Source organism: Robiginitalea marina (assembly GCF_024006985.1).
In the GTDB taxonomy this organism is placed as follows: Bacteria; Bacteroidota; Bacteroidia; order Flavobacteriales; family Flavobacteriaceae; genus Robiginitalea; species Robiginitalea marina.
On sequence record NZ_JAMXIB010000002.1, the window covers coordinates 216,870 to 240,780 of the forward strand.

Below are 23,911 nucleotides of genomic sequence, written 5' to 3' on the forward strand. Positions count from 1 at the left end.
CCATGGAAGGCCTGACCTTTTCTGAATTCACCAAAAGAATCTACATTAAAGCCCCATTGGGAAGGGTCTATCGGAGTTGGGCCACAGGCCGGGATATCTGCACCTGGTTCCTAAGGGAAGCCAGGTATTCGGATAGCCTGGGCCGGTTGAGGGATCCGGATGAACCCCTGCAAACCGGGGACCGGTATACCTGGAAGTGGCATAACTGGGATCCGGAGGAGACCGGGTTTGTGGCCCATGCAAACGGCCGTGACGCCGTTGAGTTCTCCTTCGCCGGGGTCAGCCAGGTTCAGGTGCAGATGCAGGAGGAGGAAAAAGGAACCCTGCTTACCCTAAGACAGTATGGCATCCCTACGGATGAGGAAAGCAAACTCACCCTCCATTACGGCTGCAGCAACGGGTGGACTTTCTGGCTGGCAAACCTGAAGGCCTACCTGGAACACGGGGTCCTGTTGCACGACACTGATATCGACATGGGCCGTTTCCCCCTGGCCGGCTTTGAATTCGTGAATATGTAAATTCCCTTCCGGGGATTTGCTACTTGGCCACGTGGACCGACCGGGTTTCCCGGATTACGGTCACCTTCACCTGCCCCGGGTAGGTCATATCGGTCTGGATCTTCTGGGAGATCTCAAAGGACAACTGGGCAGCCTTCTCGTCGCTTACTTTTTCGCTCTCCACCATCACCCGGAGCTCCCGGCCCGCCTGTATGGCGTAAGCCTTCTGGACGCCCCCGAAACCAAAGGCGATATCTTCCAGGTCCTTAAGGCGCTGGATGTAGGAATCCAGTACCTGACGCCGGGCGCCCGGCCGGGCACCGCTAATGGCGTCGCATACCTGCACGATGGGCGCGATAAGGGTCTTCATTTCCACCTCATCGTGGTGTGCGCCTATGGCATTGCACACTTCCGGTTTTTCGCCAAATTTCTCCGCCCACTGCATCCCCAAAATGGCATGGGGGGTTTCCAGTTCTGTTTCTGAGTTGGGTACCTTCCCGATGTCGTGCAGCAGGCCGGCCCTTTTGGCCAGTTTGGGGTTCAACCCGAGTTCCGCAGCCATTACCCCGCAAAGCTTGGCCACCTCCCGCGAATGCTGCAGGAGGTTCTGTCCGTAAGAGGACCGGTATTTCATGCGGCCCACAATCCGGATCAGCTCGGGATGCAACCCGTGGATGCCCAGGTCGATGACCGTGCGCTTGCCCACTTCCAGGATTTCCTGTTCAATTTGCTTCTCGGTTTTGCGCACAATCTCCTCGATACGGGCCGGGTGGATCCTTCCGTCGGTGACCAGTTTATGCAGCGACAGGCGGGCGACTTCCCTCCTCACGGAATCGAAACACGACAGGATGATCGCCTCGGGGGTATCGTCCACGATGATCTCCACCCCGGTAGCGGCCTCCAGGGCCCTGATGTTCCTTCCTTCCCTGCCGATGATCCTTCCCTTTACGTCATCGGACTCCAGGTTAAAGACGGAAACGCAATTTTCGACGGCCTCTTCCGTGCCGATGCGCTGAATGGTATTGACGATGATCTTTTTGGCTTCCTGCTGGGCGGTCATTTTGGCCTCTTCGAGGGAGGTCTGGAGGAAGGCCATGGCATCTGCCCTGGCTGATTCCTTCAGGGACTCCAGCAACTGCCCCTTGGCTTCCTCTGCAGAGAGGCCGGAAATAACTTCCAGCTGCTGGACCTGGCTTTGGTGGAGTTTCTCGAGCTCGCCCTGTTTGCGTTCATAAAATTCCCTACGCTTCTCCAGTTCCTCCACTTTGACGTCGAGTTGTTCCGTCAATTTTTTATTGCGGGCCAGTTCACTGCTCACCTGGGATTCCTTATCGCGGATCCGCTTTTCGGCCTCTGCAATTTTTTTGTCCTTGCCCATGATGACCTTCTCATGCTCCGCCTTTAATTCCAGGAATTTCTCCTTGGCCTGGTAAATTTTCTCCTTCTTGAGATTTTCCCCTTCTGCCCTGGCATCCTTGAGGATGGCTGCCGCTTCCTTCTTTGCTGCTTCCACAGTCCGGGACGCTTTGCCCTTTTCCATTAGCCTGGAAATCAGAAACCCCAGCGCAAGGCCGGCGACCAGGGCAACAATGCCTGTTGTGATAATGTCCATGATCTTTTACAATTTAAATTGGGTTATGGCAGTTCCCCAATAAGGGCCTGGGCGATAAGGGATTCCCGGAGGCCCTGCCTGACGGGAAAGCAAACCCCCGGAAGTGACACCGGAATAAAAAAAGCCCACATTGATGAAGTTTTGTACAAACTCCGAAAAACAGGTTTAGGGCTAACAGGCTGCTCAAGGATCCTTTCAGGAAGGCTTGCTTTTACAACCTAAACTCACCCTTTTCAAACAAATTAATGTTGAGTTTGTCAAAAAAATAAATACCAATGTGGGCAGTAAGGTTTGCTATGTAAAAGAACTTATCGCACGCTCATTTTGGAAGCTACCAGGTCATCCAGGGCCTTGAGCCGCCGGGTAACCTCCTGGGTGTCTTCCATCCGCTCAATCCCGCGTTGCTCTACCTTGGATGCGAATTGCAGGGCACACATGGCCAGCACATCCTGTTTGTCGCGGACGGCGTAATTCTGTTCAAATTTCTTGGCCAGTTGGTCTATGCTCTTGGCCGCCTTCCTCAGCCCTTCCTCCTGGGACGGGTCGATGGTCAGCGGGTAGACGCGGTCTGCAATCGACAACTTTATCTTGAGCTTTTCCGACATGGTTGAACAGGCATCATTCAGCCAGCTGGACGATACACTGGTCCAACTCCCTGATCAATGCATTTATTTTGAGCTTGGCTTCTGTTTTATTGGTTTCACTGCCCAACATCGAAGTAGCCATCTTCAGGGAGTTATACCTCTCCTCCCATTCTTCCACAGTTCTTTGGGCGGCCTCGTAATCGCCTCTCAGCGAATGCAATTCCCGCTCCAGGTCCAGCCGGCTTTGCTGCAGGAGTTCCATCTTGTGCAGCAGCTTACTGATCTTGTTCTCGAGGGAATCCACGATTTCGACCAATTCACTCATGGGCAACCTTCAATGCTTTACACAAAGGTAACATTTCCACCCGGGACTTCACAATATTTTTTTGGGGTTTCCCGCATGGCCCTGCCCCCCCTGTGGCCAGGGACCGCACGAGCAGGGGCCCTTTCCCAAATGCGACAACTGTTTTCCAATTGCGCGGCGAATCCGTATTTTCGCACCCAGAGCCAGCAGTATGAAAAAAGGGATTTTCCTCCTTCTCGGGATGTGTTACAGCCTTCTAACCCAGGGCCAGGCCAGTGGCCCGGAGACAGATTTCCGGCCCCCGCTGGACATCCCCCTTATCCTCTCGGGTACTTTTGGGGAACTCCGCTCCAACCATTTCCATTCCGGGATCGACATCAAAACCCAGCAAAGGGAAGGGTTGCCGGTACTGGCCGCGGCAGATGGCACGATCAGCCGGATCAAAATCAGCCACTGGGGCTACGGCAAGGTGCTCTATGTCTCCCATCCCTCCGGGCATACCACCGTGTATGCCCACCTGCAAAAATTCGGGCCCGGCATCGAAGAATATGTAAAAGCCCTGCAGTATCAGAAACAAAGTTATGAGCTGGAAGTTTTTCCCGACTATGGAGACCTAAAGGTTTCGCGGGGGGATACCATTGCCTTTTCCGGGAACACCGGGGGTTCTTCGGGTCCCCACCTGCATTTCGAAATCCGCAACAGCGTGGATGAAAGGCCTGCTAACCCCCTGAGTTTCGGGATGCCCGTGAGGGATGCCACCAACCCGACCGTTACAGGCCTCTATGCCTATCCCCTATCAGACAGCGCCCAGGTGAACCGGCAACGGGAGCGCACGGAAATCCGCTTCAGCCAACAGCCGGACGGGAGCCTCCTGGCGGAGCCTGTTTTGGCCTCGGGGCGTATCGGGTTTGGGATAGCAGCCTACGACCGACAGGATATGGCTGCCAACAAAAACGGGGTCTACCAGGTCAGGCAGACAGTGAATGGGCAAACCTATTCCCAACTCCAGTTTGACGCCTTTTCCTTCGGGGAAACCCGCTATATCAACACCCTGATCGACTATGGCTATTTCGCCAGGTACCGCAACCGGATTCAGAAATGCTTCCGCAGCCCGGGGAATTACCTGAGTATCTTCCAAACCCTCCAAAACGAGGGCAGGATAGACATCAGGGAAGGCCAGAGCTACCAGGTGGAGATTACCGTGGCTGACCTGGCAGGAAACCAAACCCTGCTCAGGATCCCGGTGGAAGGCAAAACACTTCCGGTTGACGGCCCACCCAAAACGCTTAAGACCCCGTATTTTGTGTATGCGGACAAACCCGCCAGTTTCCGTGTGGGTCCCGCCCAGGTGTATTTCCCCGCCCAAACCTTTTACGAAAACACCTACCTGGACCTTGATGCCGATTCCCTTTTGGTGCGACTCCACGAACCTTCGATCGCCCTGCACCGCAATTTTACCCTTACCTTCGATGTAGCCCACCTGTCCGCGGAAGAACGGAAGCAATCCTTTATCGCCCTGTTGGATGAAAAAGGCAGCCCCCAGTTCCAACGGACCTACAGGAGGGGTGATACCTTCACAGCCCGCAGCCGCTCCCTTGGTCGGTATACCCTGGCCAGGGATACCGTAGCCCCAAAGATCACGCCGCGCAACTTCAAAGAGCGCCAATGGCTGACCAACTACCGCTATCTCAGCCTGCAAATCACGGATGACCTCAGCGGCATAGCGACTTACTCAGCCCGCCTTAACGGGCAGTGGATCCTGATGGAGTATGAGCCCAAGAACAACACCCTCACCTATACCTTTGATGACCGGATAGAAAACCAGCAGCAATGCGAGTTGGAAGTGGAAGTGACCGACAATGTTGGCAACACCCGTCGCGAAGTGCTCACCTTTTTCAGGAGCTAACCGGGGCCAGCCCCTTTTTTGGGATTTTTTTAGCGCCTCTCCCGGAGGGATTTCTTTATTTTTGCAACGCCGTTCCGGGGCCCTGCCCCCTTCCTGCACCTAATGATCCTGGAGCCTGCCATGAAGAAACTACTGTTATTTTGCTGCCTGCTCTCCCTTTTGGGGGCCTATGGCCAAAAGAACATTTACCAGAGTCCCCAGTTCGAAACCCTGAGCCAGGACCACCGGGTGTTAGCCATTCTACCCTTTCTAACCCGCCTGGACCTTGGGGAGAAGCTGACGCCTCCGGAAAAAGACCGCCTGGAGCAGAAGGAGGGCTATGCCGTACAGGATGCCCTTCAATCCTATTTTGGGAGGGGGACGAAAAGCAGAAAGTTTACCGTGGAATTTCAGGACAGCGGCAAAACGAATGCCCTCCTGGCCCAAAACGGGATTTCCTATGGGAACATCGACCGCCATACCGTTGCGGAACTGGCGCGCCTCCTGGAGGTGGACGGGGTCGTCAGCGGGAATATGGACGTGAACATCCTCCTTTCCAATGGGGTCCCCCAGGAAATGAGCCTGCTGGATTATTTTCTTGGGGAAGCAGACTACGGGCGCATCGGAATCAAGATCAGCGATGGGGACACCGGAAAACTCCTTTGGAAATACGAGCATGAAATCAACCGAAAAAGCGGGAAAAACACAGAGGACCTGATCGACAAAATGATGAAGAAGGCTGCACGCAAGTTCCCGTACGACAAAGAAAACCGGAAGAGGGCCCAGTAACGGCCTAAGATTTCGAAAATTCCCCCAACACCCCGATCACATAATCCAGTTCTTCCAGGGTATTGTATTTGGAAAATGAAAAACGCAGGGAAGGCTGTTTCAGGGCCTCCCCATCGAGGATTTCCGCCAACACGTGAGACCCGGCATCGCTCCCTGACTGGCAGGCGCTGCCCCTGGAGCAGGCGATCCCCTTAAGGTCGAGGTGGAACAGGAGCATCTGGCTTTTGGAGGCGTCAAAGGGAAGCCGCACATTGACCAGGGTATAGGTGCTGCGTTCCATGTCTGCCGAAAGCCCGTTGAAAACAACCCCGGGAACCGCTTTTTTCAGGCCTTCCACAAAGTGTCGTTTAAGTCCCTCGATGTAACGGCGCTCTTCCTCCAGGTGCTCATAGGCGGTGGTAAATGCCGTTTCCAGCCCAACGATATTGTGGTAGGCCTCCGTGCCTGCCCGAAAGCCCCTTTCCTGGGCCCCTCCGACAATCAGGGGTTTCAACCCGGTGTTTTTCCGGACATAGGCAAAGCCGACCCCTTTGGGGCCATGGAACTTATGCGCAGCAGCCGTGAGGAAATCCACAGGCGTGCGCTGCACATCCCATCGGAAATGCCCGATGGACTGTACCGAATCGGAGTGCAAAAGGGCCTCATGCCGCCGGCAAAGCGCGCCGAGGGCATCCATATCGACCAGGTTGCCGATCTCGTTGTTGACATGCATCAGGCTGACCAATTTTTTGGATGTATCAGCGCTTAGCAGGGCTTCAAGGGCTTCCATGTCGGGATTCCCCTCTGCCGTAAGCGGAACGTATTCAAGGCGGATGCCATATTCCCGGAGCAGGCACTCGGCCGTATGCAAAACGGCATGGTGCTCCACCCTGGAGGTGATGAGGGTTTCCACCCCCAGGTCGCGCACGGCACAGCGAAGGATCATATTATCTGCCTCGGTGCCACCTGAGGTAAAAATTATCTCCCCGGGCTGGGCATTCAGCTCCCGGGCTATGGTCTTGCGGGCCTGTTCGATCCCTGTTTTGGCTGTCCGCCCAAAAGCATGGGTGGATGAGGGGTTTCCATAGCAGGTGCCCAGGGCCTCGTGCATGCGCTCGATCACTTCTTCCCTGAGCGGGGTGGTAGCAGCATTGTCAAGGTAAATTTGTTGCATCGCGTTTGAATCGTAGGGCCAAAAATAACCGTTTCCTTCGAAAATCATCTAAAAACAGGCAAAAGGTTTGGGCGGAAACGGGGGCTTTCCCCTACCTTTGCTCCTGTGAAAAAAAGGTTTTTCTTACTGCTTCTTCCCGGCCTGTGGGCCTGTTCCGCCGGGGTGTTGGAAATCGATACCATCGATTTCAACCAGGAATCGATTCAGGTTTGCGGCAACCCCTCAACGGCTACTGAAGTGCTATTCAAACTCAAGGGGCCTGAAACCCTCATCCTCGAGTTGCAGCCGGGCCTGTTGCTAAACGAAGCCTCTTCGGATACCCTTACCAGTGCGGTGCCCGGCCAATCCCAGCTCATCTACCGGCTGTTGTCTGACCAGGCGACCACCGGGTATTTCTGCGATCCCATCCCGCCGGTTTCACCCACAGTAGTGGAAGAGATCCTGGCGGCTGACGGGACGGTACAGGTCTTCACCACCCGCAACCCTTCGGACACCACCCAATTCGAACACACCATAAGGCTTAAGGGCATCTCCTTTGTAAACGATTCCGGGGAACGGCTGACCAACCTGGAGGTGGACGAATTCGGCACCCTGGTCACCACCGCCAACTAAAGGCGGGCTTCCTGCGTGATGTAGACTTCGGTGGCCCCCATCCCATAAGTCCGGTAATCGGCATCCTGATACCGCAACCCCGGGTACCTGCGGATCAGGGTATACAATTCTTCCCGCAAGACCCCTTCCCCCACCCCGTGGATAAACACCAGGCGTTGCAGCCTCTTACGGATGGCAAATTCAAGTTGCCCCCGGGCCGTGCGGAGCTGGTAATCCAAAATGTCGTGGGCCGACATGGCCCGGGTATCATCCAGGAGCTTGTCGATGTGCAAATCGACCTCCATGGGTGGGACCGTGCGCCCGCGCCGTGGGCTTTGTGGTTTTTTTGTGGGCTGGTGCTCCGCTGCCAGGGCCGCAGCCAGGGCAGCCTGGTCGAGGGGAATCTCCCCTGCCCCGGGCTGTGCGACCACGGCATCCGAATCCACTTCCAGTTCAAACCCTTCTGCGGTAAGGATGCGCACTTTCCCCGGCCATACCCTGAGGACCACCCCCTGGGTCAGTTCATCGAGCAACTGAACCCGATCCCCCACTTTAAAGCCTCTCATCCCCGTCGGTATTGGATGGCTCCCGGTCAGCCGGAAGGTTCCGCCTTGAAAGACCGTACAGGCCCAGCATCAACAGGCTGAACCCAAGGGCGAGGCCCAGTTCCTTAACCCTGAAGGTATTGGAAAGGAAAAGGAAGGCCGCCCCGGCCAGGGCGAACACAAAATAAATGGCGTGTTTTATTTTCATTGCTCAAAAATAATAGTATTTTTCGTGGTACGAACCGAAATGGTAACGGCGTGCACTACCCCTGGATGTTCATATTCCTGTCTGAAAGGCATATGCTGCCTTGCTTCAGCAAGCAGGTTTTCGGCCTGGACTGCCCGGGCTGCGGCTTGCAACGTTCTATTGTACTCCTGCTAAAGGGGGATTTCGCCGATTCCTTTTTTATGTATCCCGGCCTGTTGCCGATGGTGGCCCTTTTCGGCTTCCTCGCGCTGAACCGGTTTATACCCGTCAGAAAGGCCGGCACTATCACCTCCATCCTGGCGGGGACCACTGTTTTTGCTATCCTAACCAATTTTATAATCAAGATCGCCAACTAATTGACCCTCTTTATGGAACAACAAAAACTACCCAATGTAACCCTTGCCCTGGTACTGGGCATCCTTTCCTTCCTCTGCTGCTGTTTTGCCGGTTTACCCGGGGCACTGGTGGCCGCTATTGCCTTTTTCATCCTCAGGAACGATGAGAAGACCTACCGGGCCAACCCAGAGAACTACTCGAACTACAGCCAGCTGAAAACCGCAAAGATCATCGCCATTGTGGGGATGGTAATCGGGGTGTTGTATTTCCTTTGGAGCGTCTTCCAGATCTACCAAATTGGCGGATGGGATGCTTACATGGAAAAAGTACAGGAAATGAGCGAACAATGGGGAGGCCAGAATTAAGGACCTGCCCGGAGCGGATTCCTCAAGTCGTAAACCCCCTAAAATTAAAACAGATACTATGAGCCAGGAACCTCTGCCCGGTGCCAGTACAGCCATGACCATGGGAATCCTCTCCATTGTGGGAGCCGTGGTCTGCTGCGGGCCATTTGCAGCTATCTTCAGCATCATTGGCCTCAGCAGTGCCAAAAAAGCGGAAACGACCTACCAGCAGGACCCGGACCGGTATTCAGGATATGAAAATGTCAGGACTTCCCGGGTACTCTCGTACATCGGCCTGGCCCTTTCCCTGATCATGTTGGTGGTGGTTATCCTGTACTTCGGGGTCATCATCGCCCTGGTCACCAGCGGAGAGTTGCACTAAGTCCTGCAAGGCCCAAACAAAAAAACCGGCGCTTGCCGGTTTTTTTGTTGGCCTTTGATAATCAGTTCGCCACCTCGCTCATGAACTTCAGCCGGTACAGGCGAAGTTCCTCGTCCTCATACTCTCCATCGAATTCCTTTAGGGCCTCCTCGATATTGTCGGTTTCGGCTTCCAGGAAATACTCGTGGATTTCTTCCTGCTGGTCCTCATCAAGGATCTCATCGATGTAATAGCCGAGGTCGAGCCGGGTGCCGCTGAATACGATCTGCTCCATTTCCTTGACCAGATCAGAGAGCTGGAGCCCCTTGGCCGCCGCAATATCATCGAGGGGCAGTTTGCGGTCCACATTCTGGATGATGTAGAGCTTCAGGCCGGAATTGGCCCCGGTGGTGCGGACCACCAGGTCTTCGGGACGGGTAATGTCGTTCTCCTCCACGTAGCGGGAAATCAATTCCATAAAGGGGCGTCCGTACTTCCGGGCCTTCCCTTCCCCCACCCCGTGCACATTGGTTAGCTCCTCAAGGGTGATCGGATATTTCAGGGCCATATCTTCCAGGGAAGGGTCCTGGAAAATCACATATGGGGGCACATCCTGTTTTTGGGCCTCCTTGCGACGGAGGTCTTTCAGCATCTTCAGCAGGGTTTCGTCGGCCACGGCATCCCGGGAACCGGCCTGGGGGGTTCCCCTGCCTTCTTCCTCTTCCGGGTATACATGGTCCTTGGTCATCATGAACGAAGACGGGGAATGCAGATAAGCCTCCCCGGCTTCCGTGAGGTGGAGGATCCCGTATTGCTCGATTTCCTTGCGGAGCAGGCCCGCCACCAGCACCTGCCGTATCAGGGCCATCCAGTAATGCTTTTCATGGTCTTTCCCAATGCCAAAAAACGGCTTCTCATCGGTTTTATGGGAGGCAATGAGCGCATTGGTGCCCCCGGTAAGCACCTTGACGATTTCCCTCGCCTTGAACTTCTGGTTGGTTCCCTGTACTACCTGCAAAAGCTTTACCACGCTCTCCTGGGCTTCTTCCTTTTCCTTGGGGTTCCGGGCGTTGTCGTCCATGTCGGCCCCTTCCCCATGGACCTCGTCGAACTCCTCCCCAAAATAATGTAGGATGAATTTCCTTCGCGACATGGAGGTCTCGGCATAGGCCACGATTTCCTGAAGGAGGGCATTCCCGATCTCCTGCTCGGCCACCGGTTTGCCCGACATGAATTTTTCCAGTTTCTCCACGTCCTTATACGCATAGAAGGCGAGGCAGTGGCCTTCCCCCCCATCCCTTCCGGCCCTGCCGGTTTCCTGGTAATAGCTTTCGATGCTCTTGGGGATGTCGTGGTGGATCACGTAGCGCACATCGGGCTTGTCGATACCCATGCCGAAGGCAATGGTGGCCACCACCACATCCACTTCTTCCATCAGGAACATATCCTGGTACCTGGCGCGTGTTTTTGCATCAAAGCCGGCGTGATAGGGCACGGCGGAAATCCCGTTCACCTGTAGCACCTGGGCCAGTTCTTCTACCCGCTTGCGGCTTAGGCAATAGATAATCCCCGATTTCCCCGCATTTTTTTTGACAAAACGGATAATGTCCCCATCCACGTTCCGGGTTTTGGGGCGCACTTCATAGAAGAGGTTCGGGCGGTTAAAGGAGGCTTTGAAGACCTCGGCATCGGGGATGCCAAGGTTCTTGAGGATGTCTTCCTGCACCTTGGGGGTCGCGGTGGCCGTCAGGGCAATCAGGGGGATCCCCTCCCCGAGGCGATTGATGATCGCCCGCAGGTTGCGGTATTCCGGACGAAAATCGTGACCCCACTCAGAGATGCAGTGGGCCTCGTCTATCGCCACGAAAGAGAGGGTGACCCCCTGCAGGAAATCCACATATTCCTCTTTGGTGAGCGATTCCGGGGCCACGTACAGAAGCTTGGTCACCCCGGTGGTAATATCCTTCTTGACCTTCCGGATTTCGCTTTTGGTCAGGGAACTGTTCAGCACGTGGGCCACCCCTTCGTGGTCCGAAACCCCCCTGAGGGCATCCACCTGGTTTTTCATCAGGGCGATCAGGGGAGAAACCACAATGGCCGTCCCCTCCTTGATCAGGGCGGGCAACTGGTAGCAAAGGGATTTCCCTCCCCCGGTGGGCATAATGACAAAAGCGTTTCGACCCTCCATGATGGTGTTGATCACATCCTCCTGAAGGCCCTTGAATTGAGAAAAACCAAAATATTTTTTTAGGGAAGCCTTTAAATCAAGTTCATTCATTATCATTCTTCAGAACCATTTATGGAAAATTTCCTTTTCCGGGAAAAATATTCAACACGCCAGCCAGGGGACTTTCGGAAGAAATTTCATGCCCGGGCGCGAAAAGGGTGCAGTTTGGAATTCTTTCGAATTAGATTGATTAATTTTGTTGTATTAAAGATAGCACATTCTTTTAGATTGCCGCCTAATTTTAAGGGGAATTTAAGGAATCTGCCACCCGTTGAAAATTTAATGCAAAACCTTGAAGGACAGTAAAGCTATACTCGATCTGGCCCGGAAAACCATTGCTTCGGAAGCCCGGGCGATCAGCTATCTGGGCAGCCTGCTGGACGAGGATTTCGCCCTTGCCGTGCAGTGTATCCTGAAGTCGGAAGGCAGGGTGGTGGTCAGCGGTATCGGAAAGAGCGCCATCATTGCCTCGAAGATCGTGGCCACCCTCAATTCCACGGGTACCCCGGCTATTTTCATGCACGCCGCAGACGCCATCCATGGCGACCTTGGCACCATCCAAAAGAACGATGTGGTGATCTGCATCTCCAAAAGCGGGAATACCCCTGAAATAAAAATGCTGGTGCCCCTGATCAAACAGGGTGCCAACACCCTGATCGGCATGACCGGGAATACCGACTCCTTCCTGGCCCAGAAAGCCGATTACGTGCTCAACACCTACGTGGAAAAGGAGGCCTGCCCGAACAACCTGGCCCCGACCACCAGTACCACGGCCCAGATGGTGGTCGGGGATGCCCTGGCCATTTGCCTGCTGGAACTCAGGGGGTTCAGCAGCCGCGATTTTGCCCGGTACCACCCGGGGGGCACCCTGGGCAAAAAACTCTACCTGAGGGTCGGGGACATTACCTCACAAAACCTGATCCCGCAGGTAAGCCCGGATACCCCCGTAAAACACGCCATCGTGGAGATCTCCGAAAAAATGCTGGGGGTTACCGCAGTGCTTGACGGTGAAACCATTGTGGGCATCATCACCGATGGGGACATCAGGCGGATGCTGAATAAATACGACAATATCAGCGGTCTCCGGGCCCGGGATGTCATGACCTCCAACCCGAAAACCATCGGCACCGACGTCCTGGCCGTAAAAGCGCTGAAAACCATGCAGGACAACGACATCTCCCAACTCCTTGCCGTGGAGGGGACAAAGTACCGGGGGGTGGTCCACCTACATAACCTCTTAAAGGAAGGAATACTCTAATGGCTAAAGTGAGAAAGGACCCAAATGAAATGTCCTTCCTGGACCATTTGGAAGAGCTCCGCTGGCACCTGATCCGGTCCACCGTGGCAATTGTGATCATCGGCATTGCCGCCTTCCTGATGAAGGATTTTATCTTCGACACCGTCATTTTCGGGCCCAAGAAGATGAGTTTTCCCACCTACCGCCTCTTTTGCGACATCGCCACCCGCCTGGGGCTGAATTCGGCCTTTTGCGCCGATGAGCTGCCTTTTACCATCCAGAACCGGACCATGGCCGGGCAATTTTCCGCCCACATTTGGACCTCCATCTGGGCGGGTTTCATCGTGGGGTTTCCTTACGTGCTCTACGAAATGTGGAAGTTCATCAGCCCGGGGCTCTATGAAAACGAACGGAAAAACTCCAGGGGCTTCATCCTGGTCGCTTCCCTGCTGTTTTTCATGGGGGTACTGTTCGGCTACTATGTAGTAGCCCCCCTTTCGATCAATTTCCTGGGGACCTACCAGGTCAGCAAAGAAGTGTCTAACGAGATCGATATTGCCTCCTTCATCTCCACGGTAAGGGCTTCGGTAATTGCGTGCGGTCTGATGTTCGAACTGCCCATCATCATCTACTTCCTTACCCGGGTGGGCCTGGTGACGCCGGAGTTCCTCAAGAAGTATCGAAAGATTGCACTGGTGATCGTGCTGATCGTCTCTGCCGTGATCACCCCCCCGGACGTGGCCAGCCAGATCATTGTCTCCATCCCCGTCCTGGTGCTGTATCAGGTTAGTATCTATATTTCCGGAATCGTCCTGAAACGGGACGCCAAAAAAGCCAAGACCAATGCCGAATCCCGTCGATGACTTCAACGCCTACCGCGAACGGATGAACGAAAAGCTGCTGGGCTCCGACAGCAAGCTCATCAAGCGGATTTTCAACCTCGACACCAACGCCTACCTGCCGGGGTCCCTGGATGTAAAAACCAAGGAGCTCCTGGGGCTGGTAGCCTCCGCGGTCCTCCGCTGCGACGACTGCATCCGCTATCACCTGCAAACCCTGCATGAACAGGGCGCCACCAAAGAAGAAGTCATGGAAACCCTGGGGATAGCCACCCTGGTGGGCGGCACCATTGTAATCCCCCACCTGAGGCGGGCCTATGAATTCTGGGAGGCCCTTGAAGGGCAGGGTTAAAAAATCCCCAATTCCTTTTCGACCAAGCCCTAAAAGCCTTAGTTTTGGGGCCTGCCTATGAAGCTGAGCGCCGAGAATATCATGAAATCGTACCGGGGCCGCCAGGTGGTCCGGGGGATTTCCCTTGAAGTCAACCAGGGGGAAATCGTCGGCCTTTTGGGGCCGAATGGGGCCGGAAAAACAACTTCTTTCTACATGATCGTGGGGCTGATCAGGCCCAACGGGGGGCAGATCTTCCTCGACGATACCGAAATCACCCAGTTCCCCATGTATAAGCGCGCCCAACACGGGATCGGATACCTCGCCCAGGAGGCTTCGGTATTCCGGAAGCTGAGCGTGGAGAAAAACATCCTCAGCGTATTGCAGCTGACCTCCCTGAGCAAAAAAGAACAGCACCTGCGCCTGGAAAGCCTGCTGGAGGAGTTCGGCATTGGCCATATCCGCAAAAACCGCGGGGACCTCCTGTCAGGGGGGGAGCGCCGCCGCACCGAAATAGCCCGGGCGCTGGCAACCGACCCCAAATTCATCCTCCTGGACGAGCCCTTTGCCGGGGTTGACCCTGTTGCCGTAGAAGATATCCAGCGGATCGTCGCCCAGTTGAAAGAACGGAATATCGGGATCCTGATCACAGACCACAATGTGCAGGAGACCCTTGCGATAACCGAACGGTCGTACCTGATGTTCGAAGGTGGCATCCTGAAGTCAGGGGTGCCGGAAGACCTCGCAGCGGATGAGATGGTCAGGAAGGTATACCTGGGGCAGAATTTCGAGCTGCGGAAGAAAAAACTTTCCTTTTAAAGGCCCGCAGCGGGCGGGTCCGTTTTCTTTCCAAACAGGGAAGTTCCCACATAGAACAAGATGATCAGGGGCACGGCCAGGAATTGAAGGGTAAGCAGCAGTACCAGGCTCACCACCAGGAAAATATACTTCAGGCCATTGTCTTTGAAGGAGTAATTGTCGAATTTCAGGGCGAACAGCGCTATCGGGGCATTCAAAAGGTACGCGCTGAGCAGGGTCAGGGCCACCAGGACCCATGGATTAAGGATGAGGGCATTGGTAAAATCGCTGCCGTTATACATCAGGATCAGGGGAAGGGAAAGCACCAGCAACGCATTGGCAGGGGTGGGCAACCCGGTAAAGGAACTCACCTGGTTTTCGTCTATGTTAAACCGCGCCAGCCGGAGCCCGGAGGCAAGGGTAATCAAGAGGCCCAGGAACGGAAACCAGGCTGATGCCCAACCGTCTCGGCTGAGGGCCTCAGCGAAAAAATTCCCGGAATTCCAGCCACCGCTCTGCGACATGCCCAGCAACTGGCACATGACCAGGCCGGGGACCAGGCCACTGGTGATCATATCGGCAAGGGAATCGAGCTGGATGCCGAGTTCGGACTGCACCCCCAGTTTTCGGGCCACCAACCCGTCCGCAAAATCACAGGTTACCCCAAGGGCAAAAAACAGGGCCGCCCATTCCATGCGGTGGAGCACCGCAAAAACCGCGGCGATGGAACCAAAGAGGATATTCAAAAGGGTGATGGCGTTGGGTAGATGTTTCATGGCCGGGTCGGTTTTCGTAAAAATAGCACAAATCCCAAACATAACAGGGTCCAAAAACAGGCCGGGCGAGGCCGGGCCCCGGGTTGTACATTCTTAAAATAGTCGGATATTTGTGAGGGGAAACCCAATTCCCGCCTCAAGCCCGCAATGATCAAACACACCCTTCTGCTTTGGCTGGCATGCCTGTTTGCCGCCTCCCCTTCCCCGGCCCAGTCCGGGGCACTCAGCCCACAGGCACAGTTCAGCGTGGTTACCTGCGGCCCGGGCAGGGACCTCTATGCCACCTTCGGCCACAGTGCCTTCCGGCTCAGGGATCCCCAAAAAGGGATCGACTGGGTCTACAACTATGGTACCTTTGACTTCAATACCCCCAACTTCTATGCAAAATTCGCCCGGGGCAGGTTGCCTTACGCCCTGAGCAAGCAGCGATTTGAAGACTTCCTCTATACCTACCAGTACGAAAACCGCTGGGTAAGGGAACAACTCCTGGACCTGGATGCCAGCGAGGCCACGGCCCTCTTCGACTTCCTCGAAGAAAACCACCGGCCCGAAAACCGCTTTTACCGGTACGATTTCCTCTTTGAAAACTGCGCCACCAAGATTCCCGAAATCCTCGCCAGGGTCCTGAATCCGGCCCTGGAGTATTCGTACGGGCATTTGCAGGAATCCCTTACCTTCAGGGAACTGATCCATAAAAACCTGTACTGGAACAGCTGGTCGGCCCTGGGCATAGACCTGGCCCTGGGCTCCGTAATCGACCGGGAGGCCCGTGGGCCGGAATTTTCCTTTTTGCCGGAATATGTGGAACTGCAAATGCAGCACGCCGCCATGGGCAATACGCCCCTGGTTAAAAAGGAACGTACCATCCTGGACCTCACTTTGCCCCCCCTGCCTTCCTATTTCACGGCAACCCCCCTGTTCTGGATGCTCCTCCTGCTCCTGGCCACCGGAACCATTACCTGGATCGATTACCGCAACCAGGCGAGAAGCCGCGTCCTTGATTTCCTCCTGTTCTTCCTTACCGGGGCCAGCGGGGTACTCATCGCTTTCCTCTGGTTTTTCACCGACCACCAGGCGACCCAGTGGAATGCCAACCTGCTTTGGGCCGTTCCGATGAACTTAATCCTGGCCTTCCCTTTGGGCTTTGCCCGCAAGCAGCCCGCCTGGATCGCCGCCTACCTTCTGGCCCTGGCGGTGCTAATCATAGCAGGCCTGCTCCTCTGGCTGGGACAGATACAGTCCTTTTCACCCCACCTCCTGCCGGTTTGGGCAGCCCTTTTGCTGCGGTATGCCTACCTTTACGCCTACTTCAAAAATCATCCGTGAACCTGCTCAGCGCTGAAAACCTGTCCCGGTCCTATGGGGAACGCCTGCTGTTCTCAGGACTCTCCTTTGGCATTAACGAGGGGCAGAAAATAGCCCTGGTCGCCCGCAATGGCACCGGAAAAACCACCCTTATGGACATCCTGGCCGGAAAACACCCGCCTGACCAGGGGCAGGTAACCTGCAGGAAGGGCCTTAGAATCGGGTATTTGGAGCAGGAACCAGCGCTCGACCCCAACCTTACAGTCGCCGACACCCTTTTTGCCTCCGACAACGAAACCGTACAGATTATTGCCCGGTATGAGAAAGCCCTGGCCAACCCGGAAGACCAGAAAGGGTACCAGCGGGCCTTTGAAGCCATGGAACGGGCCGGGGCCTGGGACCTGGAAACACGCTTCAACCAGATCCTCTCAAAACTGGACCTCCACCAGCCGGACGCCGGGGTCGGGACGCTTTCCGGAGGGCAGCGTCGCAGGCTGGCCCTGGCGCATATCCTGATCGACCCCCCGGAACTGCTGATCCTGGACGAGCCCACCAACCACCTCGACCTGGAGATGATCGAATGGCTCGAGGAATACTTCAAACAGCACATCCAAACCCTCTTTATGGTCACCCACGACCGGTATTTCCTGGACAGGGTGTGCAACCAGATCCTGGAGCTCGACCAGGGGGAATTGCATACGTACAAGGGAAACTACGCCTATTACCTCCGTGAAAAGGAGGCCCGGGAAGCCCTGCAGGAGGTTACCCAGCAGAAGACGCAGGGGTTATACCGGAAAGAGCTGGAGTGGATGCGGCGCCAGCCGAAGGCGAGGACGACCAAATCCAAAGCCCGGATAGACGACTTCGAAGCCCTTAAGAAGCAGGCCTTCCAGCGCCGCCAGGAGCACCAGGTGGAGCTGGAGATCAACATGGAGCGTCTGGGGACCAAGGTGGTGGAACTGCACCGCGTTTCCAAGGCATTTGGGGACCGCGTCCTGTTCAGGGATTTCAGCTATCACTTCAAGCGGGGCGAACGCATTGGGCTGGTCGGGAGGAACGGCAGCGGGAAATCGACCTTTTTGGAACTGGTATGCGGGAACCTGCAGCCCGATACCGGGAAGGTGGTGCACGGGGAAACCCTGAGTATCGGCTACTACACCCAGGCCGGGCTGCCCCCGGAGCCCGGACGGAAGGTGATTGACATTATCCGGGATTTCGGCGAATACATCCCCCTTAAAAAAGGACGGCAGCTCAGTGCCCAGCAACTGCTGGAGCGGTTCCTCTTTGACCGCAAGCAGCAATACGATTATGTCGATAAGCTGAGCGGGGGTGAAAAGAAGCGGCTTTTCCTTTGCACCGTGCTGATCGGGAACCCCAATTTCCTGATCCTCGACGAGCCCACCAATGACCTGGACATCCTCACCCTGAATGTACTGGAAAACTTCCTGCTCGATTACCCGGGTACCGTGCTGATCGTCTCCCACGACCGGTATTTTATGGATAAAATTACAGACCACCTCTTTATTTTTGACGGGGAAGGCCATATTACCGACTTCCCCGGGAATTATTCGGAGTACCGCACCCACCTGCTGCACAAAGAAACCCGTTCAGGTGCGGCAACCGCACAGCCAACCCCCGCGGAGAAAAAAGGGGCGGCCCCGGAGGGGCGGAGAGGGAAGCTGAGTTACACCCAACAGCGCGAACTGAAGGAACTCGAAGCCGACATCGCCCGCCTCGAAGGGAGGAAGGCCGAGTTGGAGGAACTGTTTATAAACCCCGAATTGCCCGGGGAGGAACTGAACGAACTTTCCAGGGAGCTTTCCGGGGTTGTGGGGCTCCTGGAAGAGAAAACCGAACGCTGGTTCGAACTCTCCGCCATTGAGGAGAGGTAAAAAACGCGCTGCGATTTGGAGACCTTGCTGCATCGATGGTTGTTCTGGCTGCGGGCGAAATCCCGTCACGGGATACATTCCCCCTTCGTCTACCGCTTCCTGGACGAGGGACTTTACAGCAGGGACCTGAGGCAATTCCCCCCTGACCAACGCCTGCTGCTGGCTGCTGCCGACCATTTTGGGCCCGTTTGTATCGGGGCCGCCCCCCCGGACCACCCCCTGGCCTCGTGGCTGGAAAAGCAGAGGCCGGGCCTCTCCCGGGGTCAGGCCCCTTTTGACCTGTTTATTTTTGAGTCCCCAGAGCAGGGGCTGGCCGAAGCCCTGGGGAGAGCAGGCCAGTGGCATAACGACAGCGTGGTTTTTGTTGGGAAGCTCCGCATGCACGGGGGTTCCCATAAAAAATGGTTGGAGGCTACCCGCCTGCCCCAGGTGAACGTAGTTTTGGAAACCTACGACTGCGGCCTCCTTTTTTTCCGCCGCCAGCAGGCCCGGCAACATTTTAGAATCCGGAATTAATGGCCTAATTTTGACAGGCGATGACTAACGAAATCTTTTACGCCCTTGGGGGGTTGCTCGTGGTGTACCTGCTGATCGCCTCCATTAACAAACGCCATTCCAAAAAGCGGAAATCGCGGTCCTTTATGGAGGGCCGTCGATTGAGGGATCGTCGCGGAAAATCGGAAAGAAACTAAGGCGTCCGCATCAAAAACGCCGACATGGCTATGAAAATCTACACCAAAACCGGGGATGGGGGTACCACCGCCCTATTCGGGGGGACCCGGGTCCCCAAACACCATATCCGCATCCAGAGCTATGGCACCCTGGACGAACTGAATTCCTGGCTCGGCATGCTCCGGGACCAGGGCCTGGCCCCAAGGCACGGCGACTTCCTGCTGCAGATCCAGGAACGCCTGTTTACCGCCGGGGCCATGCTGGCCACGGAACCGGAAAAGGCCAAAACCAAAAGCGGGAAGGAACGCCTGCAAATCCCAAAATTATCACCTGCTGACGTGGAAGCCCTGGAAGGGGAAATCGACGCCCTGAACGATGCCCTTCCGCCCATGACCCACTTCATCCTGCCCGGCGGGCACCCCACTGTGTCAACCTGTCACGTGGCCAGGACGGTTTGCCGAAGGGCCGAGCGAATGACCACTCTGCTGGCGGAGCACAGCGAGGTGTCGGAGGTCGTTTTGGCCTACCTCAACCGGCTTTCCGATTACCTGTTCGTACTGGCACGGAAATTGTCATCGGAAGTACAGGCAAAGGAAATCAGGTGGATTCCCGGAAAATCGGCGGAATAAATCCGCATTTTGCAGCTTTCGCTTTTGAAGATTCCGCAAAATTGCTTGATGGTTAGGAAATAAGCACTTATTTGCTTTGCCATTTTGGGATAAAATATATTTTTGCAAAAATTTTAAAACAGTCACCCTGCTATGTACTGGACACTAGAATTGGCATCCTACCTGAGCGACGCCCCCTGGCCCGCCACAAAGGATGAGTTGATCGACTATGCGATCCGTACCGGAGCCCCCCTGGAAGTTGTGGAAAACCTGCAATCCATGGAGGAAGAAGGCGGTGAAATCTACGAATCTATAGAGGAAATCTGGCCTGACTACCCTACGGAAGAAGACTACCTCTGGAACGAGGACGAGTATTGACAATCCCCATAACAATCGCAAAAAGTCTCTTCGGAGGCTTTTTTTTTATGTAATTTTGGCAGGCCGGAAGGAATCTTTCCCGATATCCATAAATCTGGAACGCCTTTTGTACGGAACCTATGGCCCGAACCTTCCGGGAGCGGCCTGCCTATCCGGTTGCCCCGGACGCACTTCCCGGACTGGCAAAAAAACAAGCACTACTATGAGTATCATCAACTCGATCTTAAAGACCTTCGTAGGGGACAAAGCCAAGAAAGACGTCAGGGCGCTTCAGCCCACCATCGAGAAAATAAAATCCCACGAAGCGGCACTGAAATCGCTGAGCCATGACGAACTCCGCCAGAAAACGGCGGACTTTAAAAAGGCGATCCGGGAAAACACCCGGGAGCTTCAGGACCAGATCGAAGCCCTGAGGGAACAAGCCAGGACTTCGGAGGATATAGACCTCAACGAAAGCCTGTATGCCCAGATAGACCAACTTTCGGACCAGGTATATGCCCAGACCGAAAAAACACTCGAAGAACTCCTGCCCGAGGCGTTTGCGGTGATGAAAGAAACCGCGAGAAGGTTTACGGAAAACCCTACACTTACCGTAAAGGCCTCTGAGTTTGACCGCCTGCTTTCTGCCCGGGCCGACTATGTAAAACTGGATGGGGACCACGCCACCTGGAGCAATTCATGGGATGCTGCCGGAAAGCCCGTAACCTGGGATATGGTCCACTACGATGTACAGCTCATCGGGGGGATTGTACTCCACCAGGGGAAAATCGCGGAAATGCAGACCGGAGAAGGGAAAACCCTGGTGGCGACCCTGCCCGTCTACCTGAATGCCCTTGCCGGCAAGGGGGTGCACCTGGTTACCGTAAACGACTACCTGGCCAAGCGCGACAGCGCGTGGATGGGGCCCCTCTTCGAGTTTCACGGGCTCTCGGTAGACTGCATCGACAAGCACCAGCCCAATTCCGAGGGACGGCGGAACGCCTACAATGCCGATATCACCTACGGGACCAACAATGAGTTCGGTTTCGATTACCTGCGCGACAACATGGCCCACACCCCCGCGGACCTGGTGCAGCGCCCCCACCATTACGCCATTGTGGATGAGGTGGACTCGGTACTGGTCGACGACGCCCGTACCCCCCTGATCATTTCCGGACCTGTACCGGAAGGGGACCGGCACGAATTCAATGAGTTGCGGCCAAAGGTTTCCGAGTTGGTACAGCAGCAACAGCGCTACCTCACCGGGGTGCTGGCTGAGGCCAAAAAGAAAATCGCCGAGGGCGACCTGAAGGAAGGGGGCTTCCTCCTGCTCAGGGTCCACCGGGGGCTGCCGAAGAACAAGGCCCTGATCAAATTCCTGAGCGAGGAAGGGATCAAGCAACTGCTGCAGAAGACCGAAAACTTCTACATGCAGGACAACAACCGGGAGATGCCCAAAGTAGACGAGGAACTCCTTTTTGTGATCGATGAGAAAAACAACCAGATCGAGTTGACCGACCGGGGCATTTCGCACATTTCCTCGGACCAGGACAGGGATTTCTTCGTGATGCCCGACATCGGCAGCGAGATTGCCCTGATCGAAAACCAGAATCTCGAAATTGAAGAAGAGGCCAGGCTGAAGGACGAACTCTTCAAGGATTTTGCCGTGAAAAGCGAGCGCATCCACACCCTGACCCAGTTGCTGAAGGCGTACACCCTGTTTGAAAAAGACGTGGAATACGTGGTGATGGAGAACAAGGTGATGATCGTGGACGAACAGACGGGCCGGATCATGGAAGGCCGCAGGTACTCCGACGGGCTCCACCAGGCGATCGAAGCGAAGGAGAACGTCCGGATCGAGGCGATGACCCAGACCTTTGCCACCATCACCCTGCAGAACTATTTCCGCATGTACCGGAAGCTGGCGGGGATGACGGGGACAGCCGTCACCGAGGCGGGGGAATTCTGGGAGATCTACAAGCTGGATGTCGTGGAAATCCCAACCAACCGCCCGGTGGTACGGGATGACCGCAATGATTTGATTTACAAGACCAAAAGGGAGAAATACAACGCCATCATCGAGGAGGTCACCCAGCTTTCCGGGGCAGGCAGGCCCGTGCTGATCGGAACCACCTCCGTAGAGGTTTCAGAATTGCTCTCGCGGATGCTGGGGCTGAGGAAGATCCCTCACAATGTCCTGAACGCGAAATTGCATAAAAAGGAAGCCGATATCGTTGCTGAGGCCGGGAAACCCGGGGTCGTTACCATCGCCACGAACATGGCCGGGCGCGGGACCGACATCAAGCTTACCGACGAGGTTAAAAAGGCCGGAGGGTTGGCCATCGTGGGGACCGAACGGCACGATTCCCGAAGGGTGGACCGCCAGCTTCGGGGCCGCTCCGGGCGGCAGGGGGATCCCGGGAGCTCCCAGTTTTACGTTTCCCTTGAAGACAATTTAATGCGCCTTTTCGGCTCCGACCGGGTAGCCAAGATGATGGACCGCATGGGGTTGAAGGAAGGGGAGGTAATCCAGCACAGCATGATGACCCGCTCCATCGAACGGGCCCAGAAGAAGGTGGAAGAAAATAACTTCGGCATCCGCAAGCGCCTGCTGGAGTACGACGATGTGATGAACGCCCAAAGGGAGGTGGTTTACAAGCGCAGGCGGCACGCCCTGCAGGGCGACCGGCTGAAAGTGGACATCGCAAATATGATCTACGATACCTGCGAGGTGGTCGCGGAAACCAACAAAATGGCCTCAGACTATAAAAATTTCGAGTTTGAGCTCATTAAATATTTCTCCATTACCTCCCCCATCTCCGAAGAGGAGTTTGGGAAACTGCCGTTCCAGGAAATCGCCCAGAAAGTCTATCGGGCCGCCTATGCACATTACCACGACAAAATGGACCGCTCCGCGGCGGCAGCCTATCCGGTCATCCGAAAGGTCTATGAAGACAACGCCAACAAGTTTGAGCGTATCGTTGTGCCCTTTACCGACGGGATCAAGACGCTTAACGTGGTTACCGACCTTAAGGACGCCTATGAAAGCCAGGGGAAACAACTGGTTGCAGACTTTGAGAAAAATATTGCCCTGGCCATCATCGATGACGCGTGGAAAACCCACCTGCGCAAGATGGATGAGCTCAAACAGTCGGTCCAGTTGGCCGTACACGAACAAAAAGACCCGCTGCTGATCTATAAGTTCGAGGCCTTTGAGCTGTTTAAGGGGATGATCGAAAAAGTCAATAAGGAGGTGGTCTCCTTCCTCTTCAAAGGGGAGCTTCCCTCTGCCACTACCCAGCAGATCCATGAAGCGCGGCAGGTGCGCCGGCCAAAGGAAAGCCTGAAGACCTCCAAGGAGGAAATCCCCAGCAGCGAAGAACTGGCCGCCCAGAGCAGGGCCGTTGGGCAGCAACAGGGCGGGCGTCAGCCGATCACGGAAACCATTACCCGGGAAAAACCAAAAATCGGCCGCAATGAACGCGTCACCATCAAAAACGTGCTTTCCGGGGAAAATAAATCCATGAAATTCAAACAGGCAGAACCCCTGCTGGCCAAAGGGGAATGGGTGCTGGTGGAAGATTGATGCCTGGGGTCCACTCCCGGAGATTGCCGCTTGCCTTTTGATTATATGGCAAATTAGGAGTAGCTTTACTTTCG

26 protein-coding genes and 1 other RNA gene are annotated in these 23,911 nt (G+C 55.3%); 18 read left to right on the forward strand and 9 right to left on the reverse strand.

Annotated elements, in window-relative coordinates; all coding sequences use genetic code 11:
- The first annotated feature begins 2 nt into the window (after positions 1–2).
- On the forward strand, positions 3–518 hold the full coding sequence (locus tag NG653_RS03795) for an SRPBCC family protein (RefSeq protein WP_252740338.1): 516 nt from the start codon (positions 3–5) through the stop codon (positions 516–518).
- A 19-nt stretch (positions 519–537) separates the two neighbouring features.
- Here NG653_RS03795 and rny read toward each other — a convergent pair whose 3' ends face one another.
- From rny to NG653_RS03815, 4 genes are all read right to left on the reverse strand, one after another.
- Positions 538–2,109: a ribonuclease Y gene (rny, locus tag NG653_RS03800; RefSeq protein ID WP_252740339.1), complete on the reverse strand. Its 1,572-nt coding sequence runs from the start codon at positions 2,107–2,109 to the stop codon at positions 538–540.
- A gap of 147 nt (positions 2,110–2,256) precedes the next feature.
- Positions 2,257–2,363: non-coding RNA, 6S RNA (ssrS, locus tag NG653_RS03805), on the reverse strand.
- 54 nt (positions 2,364–2,417) lie between these two features.
- The gene (locus NG653_RS03810) at positions 2,418–2,714 is read right to left on the reverse strand and encodes a cell division protein ZapA (protein ID WP_252740340.1); all 297 of its coding nucleotides are present in this window, start codon (positions 2,712–2,714) and stop codon (positions 2,418–2,420) included.
- Positions 2,715–2,727: 13 nt separating this feature from the next.
- Positions 2,728–3,018, reverse strand: coding sequence for a coiled-coil domain-containing protein (locus tag NG653_RS03815; protein WP_252740341.1), 291 nt, complete (start codon positions 3,016–3,018; stop codon positions 2,728–2,730).
- A 190-nt stretch (positions 3,019–3,208) separates the two neighbouring features.
- On the opposite strand from NG653_RS03815, the gene NG653_RS03820 reads away from it, so the two are divergent.
- Positions 3,209–4,903: a M23 family metallopeptidase gene (locus tag NG653_RS03820; RefSeq protein ID WP_252740342.1), complete on the forward strand. Its 1,695-nt coding sequence runs from the start codon at positions 3,209–3,211 to the stop codon at positions 4,901–4,903.
- A gap of 120 nt (positions 4,904–5,023) precedes the next feature.
- Entirely contained in the window at positions 5,024–5,671 is a 648-nt protein-coding gene (locus NG653_RS03825; RefSeq protein ID WP_252740343.1) for a hypothetical protein, read from the forward strand.
- Positions 5,672–5,675: 4 nt separating this feature from the next.
- On the opposite strand, the gene NG653_RS03830 is transcribed toward NG653_RS03825, so the two are convergent.
- Positions 5,676–6,824, reverse strand: a complete 1,149-nt coding sequence (locus tag NG653_RS03830; protein WP_252740344.1) for a cysteine desulfurase family protein — start codon at positions 6,822–6,824, stop codon at positions 5,676–5,678.
- A gap of 105 nt (positions 6,825–6,929) precedes the next feature.
- Between NG653_RS03830 and NG653_RS03835 the strand changes: the two genes are divergently transcribed.
- Positions 6,930–7,436, forward strand: coding sequence for a hypothetical protein (locus tag NG653_RS03835; RefSeq protein WP_252740345.1), 507 nt, complete (start codon positions 6,930–6,932; stop codon positions 7,434–7,436).
- On the opposite strand, the gene NG653_RS03840 is transcribed toward NG653_RS03835, so the two are convergent.
- Entirely contained in the window at positions 7,433–7,981 is a 549-nt protein-coding gene (locus NG653_RS03840) for a Smr/MutS family protein (protein WP_252740346.1), read from the reverse strand. The genes NG653_RS03835 and NG653_RS03840 overlap by 4 nt on opposite strands.
- On the reverse strand, positions 7,968–8,168 hold the full coding sequence (locus tag NG653_RS03845; protein ID WP_252740347.1) for a hypothetical protein: 201 nt from the start codon (positions 8,166–8,168) through the stop codon (positions 7,968–7,970). Before NG653_RS03845 ends, NG653_RS03840 begins: the two co-directional genes overlap by 14 nt.
- 92 nt (positions 8,169–8,260) lie before the next feature.
- Between NG653_RS03845 and NG653_RS03850 the strand changes: the two genes are divergently transcribed.
- The 3 genes from NG653_RS03850 to NG653_RS03860 are packed head-to-tail and all read left to right on the forward strand — an operon-like array spanning position 8,261 to position 9,230.
- On the forward strand, positions 8,261–8,524 hold the full coding sequence (locus NG653_RS03850; RefSeq protein ID WP_252740348.1) for a DUF2752 domain-containing protein: 264 nt from the start codon (positions 8,261–8,263) through the stop codon (positions 8,522–8,524).
- A 12-nt stretch (positions 8,525–8,536) separates the two neighbouring features.
- Entirely contained in the window at positions 8,537–8,869 is a 333-nt protein-coding gene (locus NG653_RS03855; RefSeq protein ID WP_252740349.1) for a CCC motif membrane protein, read from the forward strand.
- A gap of 58 nt (positions 8,870–8,927) precedes the next feature.
- Positions 8,928–9,230 carry a CCC motif membrane protein gene (locus NG653_RS03860; RefSeq protein ID WP_252740350.1) on the forward strand — a complete coding sequence of 101 codons (303 nt, stop codon included), beginning with the start codon at positions 8,928–8,930 and terminating at the stop codon, positions 9,228–9,230.
- Between the two features lie 61 nt (positions 9,231–9,291).
- On the opposite strand, the gene recQ is transcribed toward NG653_RS03860, so the two are convergent.
- Positions 9,292–11,493 carry a DNA helicase RecQ gene (gene recQ, locus NG653_RS03865; protein WP_252740351.1) on the reverse strand — a complete coding sequence of 734 codons (2,202 nt, stop codon included), beginning with the start codon at positions 11,491–11,493 and terminating at the stop codon, positions 9,292–9,294.
- 235 nt (positions 11,494–11,728) lie between these two features.
- On the opposite strand from recQ, the gene NG653_RS03870 reads away from it, so the two are divergent.
- From NG653_RS03870 to lptB, 4 genes are read left to right on the forward strand one after another with little or no spacing between them, the layout of a single operon-like run.
- Positions 11,729–12,694 carry a KpsF/GutQ family sugar-phosphate isomerase gene (locus tag NG653_RS03870; protein ID WP_252740352.1) on the forward strand — a complete coding sequence of 322 codons (966 nt, stop codon included), beginning with the start codon at positions 11,729–11,731 and terminating at the stop codon, positions 12,692–12,694.
- The gene (tatC, locus tag NG653_RS03875) at positions 12,694–13,536 is read left to right on the forward strand and encodes a twin-arginine translocase subunit TatC (protein WP_252740353.1); all 843 of its coding nucleotides are present in this window, start codon (positions 12,694–12,696) and stop codon (positions 13,534–13,536) included. Before NG653_RS03870 ends, tatC begins: the two co-directional genes overlap by 1 nt.
- A complete protein-coding gene (locus NG653_RS03880) occupies positions 13,517–13,864 on the forward strand; it encodes a carboxymuconolactone decarboxylase family protein (RefSeq protein ID WP_252740354.1) in 348 nt (115 codons plus the stop codon). Before tatC ends, NG653_RS03880 begins: the two co-directional genes overlap by 20 nt.
- 57 nt (positions 13,865–13,921) lie before the next feature.
- Entirely contained in the window at positions 13,922–14,662 is a 741-nt protein-coding gene (lptB, locus tag NG653_RS03885; RefSeq protein ID WP_252740355.1) for an LPS export ABC transporter ATP-binding protein, read from the forward strand.
- Here the strand turns inward: lptB and NG653_RS03890 are convergent.
- On the reverse strand, positions 14,659–15,417 hold the full coding sequence (locus NG653_RS03890; protein ID WP_252740356.1) for a CDP-alcohol phosphatidyltransferase family protein: 759 nt from the start codon (positions 15,415–15,417) through the stop codon (positions 14,659–14,661). The genes lptB and NG653_RS03890 overlap by 4 nt on opposite strands.
- A 147-nt stretch (positions 15,418–15,564) precedes the next feature.
- On the opposite strand from NG653_RS03890, the gene NG653_RS03895 reads away from it, so the two are divergent.
- The 7 genes from NG653_RS03895 to secA all read left to right on the forward strand — a co-directional run bounded on the left by NG653_RS03895 (position 15,565) and on the right by secA (position 23,837).
- A complete protein-coding gene (locus NG653_RS03895; RefSeq protein WP_252740357.1) occupies positions 15,565–16,743 on the forward strand; it encodes an Lnb N-terminal periplasmic domain-containing protein in 1,179 nt (392 codons plus the stop codon).
- Positions 16,740–18,614 carry an ABC-F family ATP-binding cassette domain-containing protein gene (locus NG653_RS03900; RefSeq protein WP_252740358.1) on the forward strand — a complete coding sequence of 625 codons (1,875 nt, stop codon included), beginning with the start codon at positions 16,740–16,742 and terminating at the stop codon, positions 18,612–18,614. Before NG653_RS03895 ends, NG653_RS03900 begins: the two co-directional genes overlap by 4 nt.
- A 15-nt stretch (positions 18,615–18,629) precedes the next feature.
- On the forward strand, positions 18,630–19,130 hold the full coding sequence (locus NG653_RS03905) for a hypothetical protein (protein ID WP_252740359.1): 501 nt from the start codon (positions 18,630–18,632) through the stop codon (positions 19,128–19,130).
- A gap of 20 nt (positions 19,131–19,150) precedes the next feature.
- Positions 19,151–19,306, forward strand: coding sequence for a hypothetical protein (locus tag NG653_RS03910; RefSeq protein ID WP_252740360.1), 156 nt, complete (start codon positions 19,151–19,153; stop codon positions 19,304–19,306).
- Between the two features lie 30 nt (positions 19,307–19,336).
- Positions 19,337–19,915 (forward strand): cob(I)yrinic acid a,c-diamide adenosyltransferase, encoded by a 579-nt coding sequence (locus tag NG653_RS03915; protein ID WP_252740519.1) that lies wholly within the window; start codon positions 19,337–19,339, stop codon positions 19,913–19,915.
- Between the two features lie 132 nt (positions 19,916–20,047).
- A complete protein-coding gene (locus tag NG653_RS03920; protein ID WP_013551418.1) occupies positions 20,048–20,272 on the forward strand; it encodes a DUF2795 domain-containing protein in 225 nt (74 codons plus the stop codon).
- Between the two features lie 202 nt (positions 20,273–20,474).
- Positions 20,475–23,837: a preprotein translocase subunit SecA gene (gene secA, locus NG653_RS03925; RefSeq protein WP_252740361.1), complete on the forward strand. Its 3,363-nt coding sequence runs from the start codon at positions 20,475–20,477 to the stop codon at positions 23,835–23,837.
- The last annotated feature ends 74 nt before the right edge of the window (positions 23,838–23,911 follow it).